At 63.8% G+C, this 17,295-nt stretch carries 12 protein-coding genes; 6 read left to right on the forward strand and 6 right to left on the reverse strand.

Translation table 11 applies throughout. The features are described from left to right. On the reverse strand, positions 1–310 hold a 310-nt coding region (locus QD228_RS04855; protein WP_279874626.1), incomplete at its 3' end, for a hypothetical protein. A 44-nt stretch (positions 311–354) separates the two neighbouring features. Then, complete coding sequence (locus tag QD228_RS04860) at positions 355–873, reverse strand: hypothetical protein (RefSeq protein ID WP_279874628.1); 519 nt, start codon at positions 871–873, stop codon at positions 355–357. A gap of 241 nt (positions 874–1,114) precedes the next feature. On the opposite strand from QD228_RS04860, the gene QD228_RS04865 reads away from it, so the two are divergent. After that, a complete protein-coding gene (locus QD228_RS04865; RefSeq protein WP_279874630.1) occupies positions 1,115–3,274 on the forward strand; it encodes a prolyl oligopeptidase family serine peptidase in 2,160 nt (719 codons plus the stop codon). Between the two features lie 125 nt (positions 3,275–3,399). On the opposite strand, the gene QD228_RS04870 is transcribed toward QD228_RS04865, so the two are convergent. From QD228_RS04870 to QD228_RS04885, 4 genes are all read right to left on the reverse strand, one after another. Then, positions 3,400–4,926: a catalase gene (locus QD228_RS04870; RefSeq protein WP_084209298.1), complete on the reverse strand. Its 1,527-nt coding sequence runs from the start codon at positions 4,924–4,926 to the stop codon at positions 3,400–3,402. A 450-nt stretch (positions 4,927–5,376) separates the two neighbouring features. Next, positions 5,377–7,620, reverse strand: a complete 2,244-nt coding sequence (gene katE / locus QD228_RS04875; RefSeq protein ID WP_279874632.1) for a catalase HPII — start codon at positions 7,618–7,620, stop codon at positions 5,377–5,379. A 259-nt stretch (positions 7,621–7,879) separates the two neighbouring features. Beyond that, entirely contained in the window at positions 7,880–8,125 is a 246-nt protein-coding gene (locus QD228_RS04880; RefSeq protein WP_084209300.1) for a GlsB/YeaQ/YmgE family stress response membrane protein, read from the reverse strand. Positions 8,126–8,224: 99 nt separating this feature from the next. Then, positions 8,225–8,851: a DUF924 family protein gene (locus QD228_RS04885; protein WP_176493619.1), complete on the reverse strand. Its 627-nt coding sequence runs from the start codon at positions 8,849–8,851 to the stop codon at positions 8,225–8,227. Between the two features lie 335 nt (positions 8,852–9,186). On the opposite strand from QD228_RS04885, the gene QD228_RS04890 reads away from it, so the two are divergent. From QD228_RS04890 to QD228_RS04910, 5 genes are all read left to right on the forward strand, one after another. Then, a complete protein-coding gene (locus QD228_RS04890) occupies positions 9,187–10,896 on the forward strand; it encodes an alkaline phosphatase D family protein (RefSeq protein WP_279874635.1) in 1,710 nt (569 codons plus the stop codon). Positions 10,897–11,289: 393 nt separating this feature from the next. Beyond that, positions 11,290–12,885: a solute:sodium symporter family transporter gene (locus QD228_RS04895; protein ID WP_279874637.1), complete on the forward strand. Its 1,596-nt coding sequence runs from the start codon at positions 11,290–11,292 to the stop codon at positions 12,883–12,885. Between the two features lie 420 nt (positions 12,886–13,305). After that, entirely contained in the window at positions 13,306–14,898 is a 1,593-nt protein-coding gene (locus QD228_RS04900) for a solute:sodium symporter family transporter (RefSeq protein ID WP_136938999.1), read from the forward strand. 157 nt (positions 14,899–15,055) lie between these two features. Next, entirely contained in the window at positions 15,056–15,892 is an 837-nt protein-coding gene (locus tag QD228_RS04905) for a DUF2927 domain-containing protein (protein ID WP_279874639.1), read from the forward strand. A gap of 166 nt (positions 15,893–16,058) precedes the next feature. Next, positions 16,059–17,264 carry an MFS transporter gene (locus QD228_RS04910; RefSeq protein ID WP_279874839.1) on the forward strand — a complete coding sequence of 402 codons (1,206 nt, stop codon included), beginning with the start codon at positions 16,059–16,061 and terminating at the stop codon, positions 17,262–17,264. Positions 17,265–17,295: the final 31 nt, after the last annotated feature.

The raw sequence follows: 17,295 nt of genomic DNA on the forward strand, positions 1-17,295 counted from the left end.
TGGGCGACACTTCGCTGGGCGACACTTCGCTGGGCGACACTTCGCTGGGCGACACTTCGCTGGGCGACACCTCGCTGGGCGACACCTCTGCGCCTTCCTGTCTCCCGCTCGGTGAAGCCGCGACCTTGGGGGCAGAGGCTGTCTCTTCGCCCCATGCCGAGGTGGCCCCCAGCCCTGAAAAAGCGCTCAGCAGCGAGATGGCCAGACCGGCCAGCCCCCGGCGCCACGCGCGGGGATCTGACAGGCGCCGGCGGGCGCGCCGAACGACGGGACGAGCGAGAGACGACGAGGCATTCACATCACGAGCCATTGCAGATCCTTGTTCCACCCATGGGCAAGCCCGGGCAGCGTTGATCAGAGAGAAGGTTCCTGACGATCCCGCGCGGCGCGCGAGCGTGTGGCGCCACCGGCGGACGTGTCACGACGCTCGGCACGCAGGCCCTCTCCGTGCAGGTCGTCGTTCTCTTCTTCGTCGGCACTTGACGCGCGACGCTGACGCGAGCGGGCCATTTCACGCTGACGCTGCTCACGGCCACGTCCCAGCCACCAGATGCCGAGACCGGCCGCGACGCCCGCTCCGATGCCCAGTACCAGCATGGCAAAGGCCGAGGCCATGCCGCTGCCATCCTTCTGGATCAGGCTCACCGCGAAGGCCACGATGGCTGGCGCCGTACCACCATAGGAATCTTCCGGCACGCTGGCCGTCACGTGGAAACCGGTCGGCACCGCGATCATGCCGGCCACCGCTCCCACCACGATCCAGCGTATGAAGCGCGGCAAGGCGCGAACCGCCAGATACCCGGTCACCAAGACCACTGCCGCCAGGCCAAGATAGATCAGCCACATCTGCGGCAGAGAATCCGAAATCAACATGCCCTTCACTCCTGTCAGAACTTCCTGGCGAGACCTGTGTCAGGTCTTCGATATAAGGCCAGCCATCACATCCTCCCCACTCAGGGGGCCGCTCACCGCATGACGTCAGGCGCGGCTCATCGCCAACCAGGGACGCGACATGCCGCTCGCGGCAAGGGCTTGCGAACGCTGTGGGACAGGCTCAATGTTACACTCCAAGCCCGCCCGACACACTCGGGCACACGACATTCAAGAGGTAGCCATGTCCGACAGCCCCGTCCAGCGTCATTATCGTGCCGAAGACCCCCACTGGCACTGGCTTGAAGCGCGCGACACACCAGAGGTAAAGGCTTTTCTCGAGGCTGCCAATGCCGAGAGCGATACCTGGTTCACGCCACTCGAGTCACTGACTGACGCCCTCTACACCGGACATCTGGCCCGTCGCGAACTCGCCGTTTCCAGTCTGCCGGAAGCCCTCGACCATCACGTCTACTGGAGCGAGACCGCCGCTGACGCGGAGTATCCCGTCTGGTGGCGCCATCCGCTGGAGGCGGACCCCACGGATCGCTCGCGCCATGAATGTCTGCTGGACCTGCAGGCCCTGTCGCGCCATCACGATTTCGTCGAACTGGGCGACATGGCCATTTCGCCCGATGAGCAACGACTGGCATGGACTCTGGACACCAGCGGCGACGAGGTGTTCAGCCTGCGGCTTGCAACACTGAGCGCGGCTGACCGCGACGCGCGCACGCCAGTGCGTGGCGAGGCCCGGCCTGGCGAGTCCCGGCCTGCAGGGCAGGACGATGAATGTCTGCTGGAGGATATCGGGCCGGACCTGGTGTGGGCCGAGGACGGTCAGCACCTGCTGTTCACGCGCTATGACAGCACCCAGCGCCCCTTCGAGATCTGGTGTCTGGACATCGAGAGCCGTGCCGAGACGCTGCTCTACAGTGAGGAAGACAGCGAATTCTGGGTCGGCATGGGCAAGACCCGTTCACGGGACTGGCTGGTACTGGAAACCGCGTCCAAGGACACCAGTGAATCCTGGCTGCTGCCGGCAGCGGCACCACTGGGCGAGATGACGCTGGTGCGCGCACGTGAGACCGGCGTCGAATATGGCATCGATCACCGCCCCGGCCACTTCTATGTGCTGCACAACAAGGAGGCGCCGCATTTCCAGCTGGATATCGCCGCCGAGCATGCCCCCGGCGACTGGCAGCCGCTGATCACTACTCGCGACGACGTGACGCTGGAAGGCGTGGAGGCGTTTTCCTGGGGCCTGATGGTCGATGAACGCGATCACCGTCAGGCCCAGGCCTGGCTGCGCGTGATCGAATTCGAGGGCACGGCGCCTACGCAAACGATCTGCCGCGACGAACGCCTGGCGATGCCGGAGCAACCGCTGAGCCAGGGGCTGGGCGACTGCCCGCACTTCGACGCTCGCCGCCTGCGCATCCGTGAGGAAAGCTTCACCACGCCGCCGAGCTGGATCGAGCTGGATCTTGACACGGGTGAGCGCACCTTGCTCAAGCGCCAGACCGTGCATGGCGATCTCGCGCCAGAGCAGTTGATCAGCCGTCGTCTGTGGGCCACCTCCGACGATGGCGAGCAGGTGCCCGTCTCGGTGGTGATGCGCCGTGACCTGTGTGATGGCGAGGGTATCCCCCACGCCCCGCTGCCGGTACTGCTCTATGGCTATGGTGCCTACGGCGAGACACTGGACCCCTGGTTCTCCATCGCGCGGCTGGAGCTTCTCAGCCGTGGCGTCGCCTTTGCCGTCGCCCACGTGCGCGGCGGTGGGGATCGTGGCGAGCCCTGGTATCTGGCCGGCAAGCTGGAGCACAAGGAAAACAGCTTCAATGACTTCCTCGCCGCGCGGGATGCGCTGGTCGAGCAAGGCGTCGGGGCCGCGGAGCGCATTGCCGCCTACGGTGCCAGCGCCGGTGGCCTGCTGGTCGGGGCCAGCCTCAACAAGCGCCCCGAGGCCTTCTGCGCCGCGGTGCTCGATGTGCCCTTCGTGGACGTGCTGCGCACCATGGAAAATCCGGAGCTGCCGCTGACCACCGCGGAATACACCGAATGGGGCAACCCGCACGAGAGCGAGGCGCGGCGTCGCATCCGCGCCTATTCCCCGCTGGACAACCTGAGCGCCGCCCCCTACCCGCCGCTGTTCCTGCAGGGCAGCTGGCACGATACCCGCGTGCCCTACTGGGAACCGGCCAAGCTGTATGCCCGCCTGCGCCAGATGGACTGCACGCCGCATCCGGTGCTGCTGCGCACCGACATGAGTTCCGGTCATGGCGGTGCCTCGGGACGCTTCAAGGCCTGGCGTGACAACGCCCGGCAGGATGCCTTCCTGCTGTGGGCACTGGGCGTGTGCGAGAAAGCAGGCAGCGAAACGACCGCCCGCAGCAACGGCTGACGCTCGCACGGCGCTCTGCGACTCACCTACGACAAGGCCCCCGCCGGGTAACCGGCGGGGGCCTTGAGGTTTTCGTCAGCTCAAAGGGTCACGACTGACCTGACGAAGGGTGCAACATGACTGACTCAGCGCGGATCGAGTCTGGCCAGCTTGGTCGCGACACGCTCGCCGTAGTCGGCATCCGCCTGGCGGAAGTGCGCGATCATCTTGTCCTGCACGACGTGGCTGACACCCACCATGGTGCCGGCGATGACGTCCGTGATGCGAGACTTCTGACCTTCATCGAACAGGCGATAGAGATTGCCGGCCTGGCTGTAGTTGTCCTCATCGCTGTTGTCGTGATAGCCCATCCAGGCGTTCTGCTCCAGCGGCATCGGCGGCTCGGCGACAGTGGCGTCCGGCACCGGGGCGCCGTGATCGGCACGCTCGTTGGGGTAGAAGTTGGTGCGCGAGTACTGACCACCTTCCTTCGTCTCTCCCGGCACACCCTGACCGACCTGGCCGCCCAGCGGACCGCCACCGTGACCGGTGACCGGGCACATGCCCGCCATCACGCCATCACGCTGGTAGTGGTTGACCGGGCAGACCGGACGGTTGACCGGCAGCTGCTCGGCGTTGGCACCGACGCGATAGCGGTGTGCATCGGCGTAGGCCCACAGACGTGCCTGCAGCACGCGGTCCGGGGAGGCGCCGATACCCGGCACGAAGTTGGACGGTGAGAAGACGGACTGCTCGACCTCCGCGAAGTAGTTCTCCGGGTTGCGATTGAGTTCCATCTTGCCGACTTCCATCAGCGGGAAGTCACCGTGCGGCCACACCTTGGTCAGATCGAAGGGGTTGATGTGGTAGTCGCGCGCCTGCTGCTCAGTCATCACCTGCAGGTTGACGGTCCAGCTCGGACGCTCGCCACGCTCGAGGCGGGTGAACATGTCGTGCTGGTGGAAGTCCGGTGCGACCTGTGCCGCTTCGTCATCGGTCAGTGTCTCGTGGCCCTGGTCGGTCTTGAAGTGCCACTTGACCCAGACACGCTCGCCCTTGTCGTTCCACAGGCTCAGCGTATGCGAGCTGTAGCCGTTCATGGTGGTCAACGACTTCGGGATACCGCGGTCGGACATCAGGATGGTGACCTGATGCAGCGCCTGCGGATGGTTGGCCCAGAACTCCCAGCGGTTCTGCCAGTCGACCATGTTGGTGCGCGGGTCTTTCTTCTGGGTGTGGATGAAGTCAGGGAACTTGGATGGCTCGCGGATGAAGAACACCGGCGTGTTGTTGCCGACCATGTCCCAGTTGCCTTCCTCGGTGTAGAACTTCAGGGAGAAGCCGCGCACGTCACGAGTGTTGTCGCCGCTGTCCTGACCACCGGCCACGGTGGAGAAACGTGCCAGCATCGGGGTCTGCTTGCCGACGCCCTGCAGGAAGCGGGCAATGGTCAGGTCAGACAGGTCACGGGTCAGGGTGAAGGTGCCGTAGGCGGCAACGCCGCGGGCGTGGACGACACGCTCCGGAATGCGCTCACGGTTGAAGTGCGCCAGCTTCTCGAAAAGACGCCAGTTGTCGAAGGTCAGGGAGCCATTCGGGCCCGCTGTCTGGCTGATGTCATCGTGAGGCACCGGGGCGCCATTACCAGTGGTATAGCGTGGAGTCTGGGACATGTTGACGTTCTCCTGTCAGGTAGAAAAAAGCGCTATCAAACTCGACTGGCAAGGCCAGATGCTGCTGATGTCACATTTTCATGCGCTGCTTGATGTGAAAGCCTGCAGCCCATTGTCGAATCGGGTCGGGGCCGATGCCTGCCCGGCATGTGCTGGCTTGCGGCCCCTTGATGCCTGCTTACCTTACGCACCTGGTGCTTCTAGCGATAATCAATTACCAGCATGCCTTCGATAATCAGCCCCTATCACCGAGCCTATCAGCCACTCTCAGCGGCGTGAACCGCAGGACGGCACTCAACCCAACGGCATCACCAACCTTGTTTACACCTTTCACCGCCACCCCATCTTCACGTCCACAAATGACCGCATCATGACCATGAAAAAGCCCCCTGACCTTCAAAGGTCAGGGGGCTTGGTGGGTCACATCATGCCTTTTGGGGCGTCAGCGCCTCATGCTGGCATCTGATTGGCACGCGCATCACGCGACCACACACGGTGAGCCATCAGGGCATCACGCAGTGGCAGGCTGGCGGCGAGCACATCATCCACCAGGATGACGCCCTCCTCGACCGGCACGCGCGCGGCGGCCAGCAATTCCTTGCCTTCACTGATCGCCACGATGGGCTTGAGGTGCTTGTAAGCCTCCTGCACGTAGTAGAGGCCGAGCCCTGATGCGGCCAGCGCCTTGACGCTACCCTCGCCACCGGCCACGACCACGCCATCCACCGCCACGGACGGCAGACCATTGAGCATCGCGTCCGGCGCCAGCATGCTGCCATCGCTGGCCTTGATCGGTGCCATGCTCGGCGCGATCAGCAGCCCTTCGGCACCTTCATCGCTGAGCTGCTTCTGGATGGAGCGCACATCTTCCATCGTCACGCCATCGGCCGCCAGAATCGCCACCTTGCGGGTCGCGATGCTGTCGGGCATGCGCGCCATCAGGCTCAGCGCCGGGTCGCTCTCGACCTGACTGGTGCCCAGCTCCCCTTTCGGCGCCGGCTGGGTGGTGGGCGCCTCGATACCGTGGTTCTCACCGACACGACGCGCCAGCTCCAGATCGATGTTGGGCAGGATCTCGGTGATCACCCGCTCTCGGATCCACGGGCGTACGACCTTGGAGAGCTCGAAGGTGTAGGCCGCGATGATGTGCTCCTTCTCCACCTCGGTCTGGCTGTTCCAGAACAGGGTGGCCTGGGAGTAGTGATCCCCGAAGGAGGCACTGCGCGCACGCACCTTGTGCGCCTCGATGCGCTCATGATGTGGCTCGTAGCCGCCATGTTCATCCGCAGGCGGCGTCTCGGAGGGCCAGCCACCATCGATGGAGTTCGGCTCGTAGGACGCCTGCCCGGTGTTGATGGTCTGACGATGCTGGGCATCGCGCTGGTTGTTGTGGAACGGACACACCGGCTGATTGATGGGGATCTCGTGGAAGTTGGGTCCACCAAGGCGCAGCATCTGGGTATCCAGATAGGAGAACAGACGCCCCTGCAGCAGCGGGTCATTGGAGAAGTCGATACCCGGCACGATGTTGGCCGGATTGAAGGCCACCTGCTCGGTCTCGGCGAAGTAGTTGTCCGGATTGCGATCCAGCACCATCTTGCCGATCGGCACCACCGGCACCAGCGATTCGGGGATCAGCTTGGTCGGGTCGAGGATATCGAAATCGAAGCTGTGTTCATCCTTCTCTTCCACCACCTGGATGCCCAGTTCCCACTCCAGCGGCGCACCGTTCTTGATGTCATCCCACATCATGCGGCGATTGAAGTCCGGGTCACGTCCCCACAGCTTCTGGGCTTCATCCCAGATCAGCGAGCAGGTACCCGCCACCGGCTTCCAGTGGAACTTGACGAAGCGCGACACGCCTTCACGGTCGATCAGACGGAAGGTATGCACGCCGAAGCCTTCCATGTTGCGGTAATGGCGCGGGAAGGCACGATCCGACATGGTCCACAGCACGGTGTGGGTGGTTTCCGGCATCAGCGACACGAAATCCCAGAAGGTGTCGTGGGCCGACTGCCCCTGGGGAATCTCGTTGTGCGGCTCCGGTTTCACCGCGTGCACGAAGTCCGGAAACTTCATGGCATCCTGGATGAAGAACACCGGGATGTCGTTGCCGACCAGATCCCAGTTGCCTTCATCGGTATAGAACTTGGTCGCGAAGCCGCGCACGTCACGGACGGTGTCATTGGAGCCGCGCGAGCCCTGTACGGTGGAAAAACGCACGAACACCGGTGTCTTCTTCGACGGATCACGGAACACGCCGGCCTTGGAGTACCTGGCGGCATTGTCGTACGCCTGAAAATACCCGTGCGCGGCCGCGCCACGCGCGTGGACGATACGCTCCGGAATACGCTCGTTGTCGAAGTGGTTCATCTTCTCGCGGAAGATGAAATCTTCCATCAGGGTCGGACCGCGTTCCCCCGCCTTCAGCGAGTTGTGGTTGTCCGCGATGCGCAATCCCTGGTTGGTACGCAGGTCATGCCCCTCGGCATCCGCGCGATAGGTCTCCAGCGCCTCGTCCTTGGCCTTGCCATCCCCGGCATTGGGCTGGGTGTCATGTGGCCCGTTGCGATTGGGATGGGTATAGGGGTTCTCCGCGTCTGCCGAGCGGTTCTGGCCCTCGTGGTACGGGCACTTGGCGCTATCGGCATTTGACTGGGGGGAGGATGCTGAATCGTGCTCATTGCTCGCCATGCTCAAACGCTCCTGTTTTCGCTAGATCTGCAACGCGCCATCCGGGATGGCGTCGAAGTTGATTCGGCCTTGCGATGTCCTGTCAGGCTGCCTTGCCACGGTCACGAGGACCGTCTGGATGTCAGGGGCAACCGATGACAGGCGACTTCCATGCGGCGGGTGTCTCGAATGAATCCCTTAGGACACCCACGTGGGATTTGATGCACCTGCGACCTGAACTGCTGGCGAACGCCTGACGATGTTCGCCGGCGCCGCGTCGTCAGGCCTTGGACTTGACCTTCGAGACGATCCACAGCAATACCACCGCCCCCACGATCGAGACGACCAGCGAGCCGATGATGCCGGTGGAGGCCAGCCCCAGCAGCTTGAAAATGACGCTGCCCAGCAGGCCACCGACCACACCGACGACGATGTTGCCGAGAATGCCGAAGCTGCCGCCACGCATGATGTTGCCTGCGATCCAGCCAGCCAGACCACCGATGATCAATCCAAGAATGATACCCATCTGCTGTCTCCTTTCTTGCGGATGAAGTGGCGCTGTGCGCCCGATGAACATGTCTTGGAGACGATCTCGCGAAATTAAAAGGGTCAGATTTCCCGATTGTCAGAACGAGGAGCCGGGCTGGCGAAGAAATGCCTCCTCCTGTGGCGTGGAAACACGGCCGAGAATCGCGTTGCGGTGCGGGTAACGGCCGAATCTACGCACGATGTCCGCATGCCGTCGCTCGAAGCGCAGCGTGTCCTCGAGCCCTGGGCGTGCAAACAGCGCTTCAGCGTGTTCATGGACACGCAACGACTCGCTGTGCATCCACGGCATGATGACGAAGGGTTGCCAGGCCAGCGGGAGGCGTTCGAGATCCCCCAGCGCCACGGCCTGCTGGGAGAGCGCGAGTGCCAGGCTGTCGCCACTGAAGGCACGCGGGGTATCGCGATGGATGTTGCGCGCGAACTGGTCCAGCACCAGGATTTCCGCCAGCCGACCACCGGGAGTGGTGCGCCACTCCCACAGTTCACAGACCAGTGCCTGCTCGAGCAGCTCCGCGAACCGTTCACGCAGCTGAGCATCGAGGGCCTCGCTCTTGCGAAACCAGTCCTTGGGCGTCAGTCGAGTGAACCAATGTTCGAGCACCGGCCGTGCCTGGGGATGGCTATCCGCGATCAGCCTGTCGGCATCCGATGGCGCGGGGGTGGACGATGGAGGTGTCGGGTTCGAGGGGCGTGAGGGACTCATGAAAGGTGTCCTGATCCGGGAGTGGCAAGAAGTGACAGCAAGTCGCAAAGGGAAGAGGTAAACAGAGAAAGCGAGCGAGAAAGCGAGCGAGAAAGAGAGAGAGCGGCCACAAGGCAAAGAGAACCCGCAACACCGCAACACCGCAACACCGCAAGGAGGCTCTGACGGCCGGACGTCGCGCTGCCGGTTCACGGGACTGCATGGCGATCATGGTTCTGACACCTGATCGTCATCTTGAGCATGGAAAGTAGCCTCTCCCGTGAGCCCTGTCAGCCACCGCGGCACCTATGCCGCCGCTGCCATCCTGATGCCAGACCGTAACAAGGAAGCCCTTCATGTCCCGCCGTCTGTCTGATCTGCTACCTTCCCGCTCCTCGCGCACGACACCTGTCTCGCCCACCTCGCAGGACGACGCGAACGCGAGCCCCGGTGACTCGCATGCCGCACGCGCCGGCGCACCTTCGCGAATGGACCGCCGACGCCTGCTGAGCCGTGGCCTTCAGGGTGCCGGCGTGGGCCTGCTGGCAAGCTCAGGCCTGCTGGGCGCCCCGGCCATCGTGATGGCCGAGGGCCGTCGCCCGGGCATGCCCTCTGGCGTGATGAGCGGCGACGTGACCGCCAGCCGCGCCATGCTGTGGAGTCAGACCGACAAGCCGGCCCGCATGCTGATCGAGCTGGCCGACAACATCGAGATGCGTGGCGCCTTCCAGATGCGCGGCCCCGTGGCCTTGCCGGCCGACGGCCTGACCAGCAAGCTGGATCTGACCCGCATCAACACCCGCGCCAACGCCAGCGGCGAAGTCTTCTACCGGGTACGCTATGCGGCACTGGATGACCACCGCGCCATCAGTGAGGCGACCAGCGGGCGTCTGGTATTGCCGCCCGGCGTTCAGACACCACGTGCGCTGCGTTTCGTGTGGTCCGGTGACACCGTCGGCCAGGGCTGGGGGATCAACCCGGATTTCGGTGGCCTGCGCCTCTACGAGACGATGCGTCAGGTCAAGCCGGACTTCTTCCTGCATTCCGGCGACACCATCTACGCCGATGGCCCGCTCGAGGAGAGCGTCACTCAGCACGATGGCAGCCTGTGGCGCAATATCGTCACGCCGGCCAAGTCCAAGGTCGCCGAGACCCTGGACGAGTATCGTGGTCAGTACGCCTACAACCTGATGGATGAGAACCTGCGTCGCTTCAATGCCGAGGTGCCGATGTTCGCCCAGTGGGATGACCACGAGACCACCAACAACTGGTATCCGGGCGAGATTCTCGAGGATGACCGTTACACCGAGAAGAATCTCGACGTGCTGTCCGCCAATGCGCGTCGTGCCTTCCTCGAGAACATGCCGCTGCGGACCGGTCCAGCCGCGCCGGAACGCATCCACCGCAACTTCAGCTTCGGCCCGGGGCTCGAGATGTTCATGCTCGACATGCGCAGCTTCCGCGGCCCCAATTCCGCCAATCGCCAGTCCGGGCGTGGCCCCGAGACCGACTTCCTGGGGCGCAATCAGCTGGCATGGCTCAAGCAGTCGCTCAAGGCCAGCACCGCCACCTGGAAGATCATCGCCTCCGACATGCCCATCGGCCTGCTGGTGCGTGACGGCGACAATTTCGAGAACGGTGCCAATGGCGATGGTGAGGCGCTGGGACGCGAACAGGAAGTCGCGGAGCTGCTGAAGTTCGTGCGCGATCACGACATCCAGAACCTGGTGTGGCTGACGGCGGATGTCCATTACACCGCCGCGCACCACTACTCGCCCGAGCGCGCCGTCTTCAAGGAGTTCACGCCGTTCTGGGAATTCGTCAGCGGGCCGATCCATGCCGGCACCTACGGCCCTGGCGAGCTGGACAATACCTTCGGGCCAAGGCTGGAATTCGTGAAGGCACCGCCAGAAGGCCGTGCCAACATGTCGCCCAGCGAAGGGTTCCAGTTCTTCGGTCAGGTGGATCTCGATCCCGAGAGCGAAGCACTGACCGTCACGCTCAAGGATATCCACGGCGCCTCGCTCTATCAGAAGGTGCTGACGCCTGAGTCGCGAATGGGCTGATCTTGCCGCGACACACTCGGTTCACGCCCTACCCCGAATGCCCCGTGCACGACAGGATCCCGAGGGCGGATTCTCGAGTGCACGGGGCATTCGTCTGTCTGGGCCGCCTGTCGGGTGCCGCCTTCCCCAGAGCCACTCGAGAAGACCGCTGCGCCGGAAGAGGACATCCGGCCACGCTGCTATGTCTGCACGCTTCAGACAATTGGGGAAAAATGTCAGACAAATTGTCAATGGAGAGGTGAGCGCATTTCTCTGACACTGATCGGCACGCTGGTTGTCGATCACTGACCGCCTGCCTCGAGGTACCGCGCGCCAACGGTGAGGCAGGCCAATCGGGTGATGGCAACTGAGCAGGCAGGCCTCCGAGCCCTGTTGTTCAACAAGGATAACGCCATGAATGCCCTCACCCTGAGCTCCTTCGTGTTCTTCACGGGGCTGGTCGCCGTGATCACCTGGTGGCTGACCCGTCGTGACGACCATCGCCATTCCACCGGCTACTTTCTTGCCGGCCGCAGTCTGACCTTCCCGATCATCGCAGGCTCCCTGCTGATGACCAATCTCTCCACCGAGCAGATGGTGGGCCTGAACGGGGCCGCCTTCACCGATGGCCTCTCCGTGATGGCCTGGGAGGTGGTGGCCGTGGTCTCGCTGGTCGCGATGGCCATGTTCTTTCTGCCACGCTTCCTCAAGAGCGGCATCACTACCCTGCCGGAGCTGCTGGCACTGCGTTTCGATCGCACCACCCAGCTGCTGGCCAACCTGATCTTCATGCTGGCCTACGCCATCATCCTGCTGCCCAGCATCCTCTATTCCGGCGCCCTCGGCCTGATGGGCGTGCTGGATTTGCACGCCCTGACCGGCATCGATTCCCAGATGGTGCTGTTGACCGGTACCGTGATCGCCGTCGGCATCGCAGGGGCCATCTATGCCCTCTTCGGCGGTCTGCGCTCCATCGCCATCTCCGACACCCTGAACGGTATCGGGCTGCTGATCGGCGGCATGATCATCGTCTACTACGGGCTGGATCGGATCAGTGATGGCAACGGCATTCTCGCCGGGTGGGAGACACTCAAGGAGACCCACCCGGAGAAGCTCAATTCGCTGGGCGGTGATGACCAGTCAGTGCCGGTCTCGACCCTGTTCACCGGGGTGCTGCTGCTCAACATGTTCTACTGGTGTACCAACCAGCAGATCATCCAGCGTACCTTCGCCGCCAAGACATTGGCCGAAGGCCAGAAGGGGGTGCTGCTGACCGGCGCGCTCAAGCTGCTGGGCCCGCTGTACCTGGTACTGCCGGGCATCATCGCCTTCCAGCTCTACGCCGGTGATGGCATCAAGGCTGACGCCGCCTACGGTCGCCTGGTCTTCGATGTATTGCCTGCCCCGCTGACCGGCTTCTTCGCCGCGGCGATGGTCGGCGCGATCCTGTCGTCCTTCAACTCGGCGCTCAACTCCACCGCCACGCTGTTCAGTCTCGATGTCTACAAGGCGCGCCTCAAGCCGGATGCCAGCGATGAAGAGGTGGTCAAGGCGTCCAAATGGGCGGGCTGGATCATGGCAGCCGCCGCGATGACCATCGCGCCGCTGCTGGCGACTCAGGAAAGCCTGTTCGTCTATATCCAGAAGGTGAACTCCATCTACTACATCCCGCTGCTGGCGGTGATCGTGGTCGGACTTCTCTCCAGGCGCGTGCCGGCCATCGCCGCCAATCTGGCGCTGGTGCTGGGCTGTGCGGTCATCGGCCTGTTCTACTTCGTGCCGGTGCTTTCCGAGCTGGTCGACAAGGTGCACAACTTCCACTTCATCGCCATCGTGCTGGTGCTGTTGATCGCCCTGATGCTGGTGATCGGCAAGCTGGTACCGCGTGCCGAGCCCTGGATCCAGCAGGATGTCGGTGCCATCGACATGACGCCCTGGGCTGGCACGCGCATCGCCAGCATCATTCTTCTCATACTGGTGATGATCATCTATCTGGCCTTCGCCGGCTGAGCACTGCATGACCTGACGGTGTCCCCCTGGCACGCCTGCGCCCCGTTCTCCTCGCCGAGACGGGGCGCTTGCGTTGCGCGGCAGGCCTCGCGTCACGGTCTTACAAGGCGGGGCTCACAAGGCGGGTCTTACAAGGCGGGCCTGGCACACGTTTCCCCTGCCCGCCATCACGCCGACAGGGGCGAGCCAACCCCCGAAACCAACGTATGTTCTACAAATGGCGGATAGCAGGAACTCGGGAGATACCTACACTGTCGCCAGACTTGCCGCGAATGTTACCGGTGAGTCTCGTCACGGACGATGACACAGCTCGCTGTGTGCATTGCATCGATACTGCTGGACTGATCGCCGAATCGCCGCGCGGACCGAGTGCCCGTGAGCCAGACGTCGCGCCAGCCAGCATCAAGGAACCCTCCTCCCATGCACGCCCTTACCCTTGTTTCTTTCGTGTTCTTTACCGGCCTGGTCGCCGCCTTGACCTGGTGGTGGACACATCGCGATGACACCTCGCATTCCACCGGCTATTTTCTCGCCGGACGCAGTCTGACCTTCCCGCTGATCGCGGGCTCGCTGCTGATGACCAACCTGTCCACCGAACAGATGGTCGGTCTGAATGGCGCCGCCTTCACCGATGGTCTGTCGGTGATGGCCTGGGAGGTCATGGCGGTGCTGGCGATGGTGGTGATGGCGCTGTTCTTCCTGCCACGCTTCCTCAAGAGCGGCATCACCACCCTGCCGGAACTGCTGGCGCTGCGTTACGGGCGCAGCACCGAGCTGATCACCAACCTCATCTTCCTGTTCGCCTATGCGGTGATCCTGCTGCCGATCATCCTGTACTCCGGTGCCATCGGCCTGCAGGGCATGCTGGACCTGCCCTCGCTGACCGGGATCAGCTCTCCCAACGCGCTACTGTGGATGACCATCTGGGTGGTCGGCATCATCGGTGCCATCTATGCGCTGTTCGGTGGCATGCGCTCCATCGCCATCTCCGACACCCTGAACGGCGTGGGACTGTTGATCGGCGGCATGCTGATCGTCTGGTTCGGTCTCGATGCCGTGAGCGACGGCCAGGGCGTGATGGCTGGCTGGGACACGCTGACCGCCGCCAATCCCGAGAAATTCAATTCCATGGGCAGTGAAGACCAGTCGGTGCCCTTCTCGACCCTGTTCACCGGCGTGATGATCATCAACTTCTTCTACTGGTGTACCAATCAGCAGATCATCCAGCGCACCTTCGCCGCCAAGACCCTCGCCGAGGGTCAGAAAGGCGTGCTGCTGACCGGCGCACTCAAGCTGCTGGGCCCGCTGTATCTGGTAATTCCCGGCATCATCGCCTATCACCTCTACGCCTCTTCCGGCGTCAAGGCCGACAGCGCCTACGGCCAGCTGGTGTTCGACGTGCTGCCCGCACCGCTGACCGGCTTCTTCGCCGCCGCGATGGTCGGGGCGATCCTGTCATCCTTCAACTCGGCGCTGAACGCCACCACCACGCTGTTCTCCACCGGCATCTACAAGGCGCACCTGCGCCGTGATGCCAGCGACGAGGAAGTGGTCAAGGTCTCCAAGGGCTTCGGCTGGGTACTGGCGATCGCCTCCATGACCCTCGCGCCGCTGCTGGCCGGTCAGGAGAGCCTGTTCGGTTACCTGCAGAAGATGAATGCCATCTACTTCATCCCGATCTTCGCCGTGGTGCTGATGGGCCTGCTGACGCGTCGCGTGCCGACCATCGCCGCCAACCTGGCGCTGTTGATCGGCTGCAGCGTGATCGGCGTGGTCTACTTCGTGCCGGCCTTCTCCGGCGTGCTGGACGTGATCCACGAGTTCCACTTCGTCGGCCTGGTGTTCGTGCTGCTGATCGCGATGATGCTGATCATCGGCAAGCTGGCACCGCGTGACGAGCCATGGATCCAGCAGGATGTCGGCGCCATCGACATGACCCCCTGGAAAGGTGCCAAGGTCTGTGCGCTGCTGCTGGTCGTGCTGGTGATCGCCATCTATCTGGCCTTCATCTGACCCGCGCCGTTTGCTGACTCGCCCCGCGAGCAGCACATCCGCCATGACACGAATGCCCCGCCCTGTCTCCCCGGACAGCCGGGGCATTCGTGCATTTGTGCATTTGCTGCACCACTTTCAGGCATGCTGGACGAGTCGCTCATCACCGAGGCCTCCCATGTCCCGCTGTCGCCTGCGTAGCCGTCGTCCGCGCCTCAAGGTGCTGTCACTGTCGATCTCCCTGCTCGCCTCACTGATGTCGGTGCCTGTCAGCCAGGCCGCCGAGCGCTGGCAGCGCGCCGATGTGCTGACGGACAGCTTTCTGGAGGTGGCGCTCAAGCGTGAATACCAGCCCGGCAGCAGCGCCTCGCTCACCCGCTGGCAGGTGCCGATCACGGTCTGGCTCGATTCGCAGCTGGGTGACGCCCGCCTGCAACGCCAATTGAGCCAGGTCCAGTTTCGTCATCTCTCCGCCATCACCGGCCAGCCGCTGAGTTTCGTGTCCTCCGCCAGAGAGGCCAACCTGCGCATCGCCTTCATCACTCGGGACCACATGACTCGCGAGGCCGCCGCCTACGTCGGCAAGCAGCAGGCCGCCGCCCCGGGCATGCGCAAGGCACTGCGGGAAGGCGTATGCCTGACACTGTTCAAGACCGGGCCGGATCACGCCATCACCAGCGGCTTGATCCTGATCCCCGCGAACTATGCCCGCCAGAAGGCGCGTCTGGTGGACTGCGTCGTCGAGGAGAGCGCCCAGCTGATGGGGCTGCCCAATGATTCGGATAAAGTCTTCCCCTCCGTCTTCAGTGACGTCACGGTGGATACCTGGCTGAGCCCGCTGGATTACGTGCTGCTCAAGATGCTCTATGCCCCGGAACTTTCCCCCGGCATGTCAGCCGATGAGGTCCGCGCCGCGCTGCCTGCGGTCATCCAGCGACTTGCCGAGCAGGGCGAGCTGTCACACGCTGTCCGGCGGGTGCGCAAGGGTAGCCTGCGGGAATGGGCGGGAGAGTAGGCATGCAAGTCATCACGCGCTCCGCCCCGGACTCCTCGATGCCTGACGGAGGATTGGAACGCCTGAGCGGAGCACAGGCATAATCAGGACAGGCGCACCAGGCGCCACAATCCGTCGGAGCTGCGTCATCATGTCATCCTCATCCTCCACTGCCGGTCGGGCCCGCCTGCCGCTGGCCGTCACGCTGTTGTCGCTGTGCCAGGCCTTGCTGGTCAGCGGCAACATCCTGTTGATCGCGGTCTCGCCGCTAATCGGTGCCCAGCTTGCCTCGAGCAGCTGGTCGACCGCGCCGGTCGCGACCCAATGGCTGGGCCTGATGTGCGCCACCATCCCTGCCTCGCTGATCACCGCACGCCTCGGACGACGCCGCGGCTTCGTGCTCGGCAATCTGTGCGGGCTGGCAGGCGCGGGGCTGGCCGTGCTGGCGCTGCACCTGCAGCATTTCGGGCTGTTCCTGTTCTCCACCTGGCTGGTGGGCATCGGGATCGGCTTCGGCCAGCTGTATCGCTTCGCCGCCATGGAAGCCGCGCCCCCGGAGCAGCGGGAGCGCGCCATCGGGCTGGTGATGGGTGGTGGCGTGCTGGCAGCCTTCTTCGGCCCCTGGCTTGCCCGCACCAGTCATGCACTGGCCGACACGCCCTTCCTGGGCAGCTTTCTCGGGCTGGGAGCGCTGTATCTGGTGGCGTTGCTGCTGTTGGCCTTCATTCGGCTGCCCAGCGAAGGCAGCGCCCAGTCGGACGGCGATGATGAACCCGAACCCGCGCGCCCGTTGGGCGTGATCCTGCGCCAACCGACCTTCCTGCTGGCCGTGCTCAGCGCGATGGTCGGCTATGGGGTGATGAACCTGGCGATGACGGCCACGCCACTGGCGATGGCGCATGCCGGACACGGATTCGATCACGTCGCCACCACCATCCAATGGCACGTGGTGGCGATGTTCCTGCCCTCCTTCTTCACCGGACGCCTGACCGCACGTTTCGGCACCGGCACCATGATCATCACCGGCTGCGCCTTCCTGCTGGCAAGCCTTGGCACCGCGCAGCTGCTGGCCGCCGGCTATCTGACCGGCACCCAGGGCTTCTTCCTCGGCCTCATCCTGCTCGGCATCGGCTGGAACTTCACCTTCCTGCCCGCCACCACACTGCTGACCCGCTGTCATCGCCCCAACGAGAAGGCCCGCACCCAGGCCGCCAACGAGTTCCTCGTCTTCACCACAGGCGCGGTGACGGCACTGCTGGCCGGGCCACTGGTCAGCACGCTGGGCTGGGCGTTGCTCAACCTGCTGCTGATCCCCGCCTGCCTGCTGCCCGTGGCACTGCTGGCATGGCGACAGCTTGCCTTGCGTACCGATCGCCCGCAGATAGAGGGATGATGGCGAGCCGTGCGGCGCACACTGACAAGTC

It is taken from the genome of Cobetia sp. 3AK (assembly GCF_029846335.1).
In the GTDB taxonomy this organism is placed as follows: domain Bacteria; phylum Pseudomonadota; class Gammaproteobacteria; order Pseudomonadales; family Halomonadaceae; genus Cobetia; species Cobetia marina.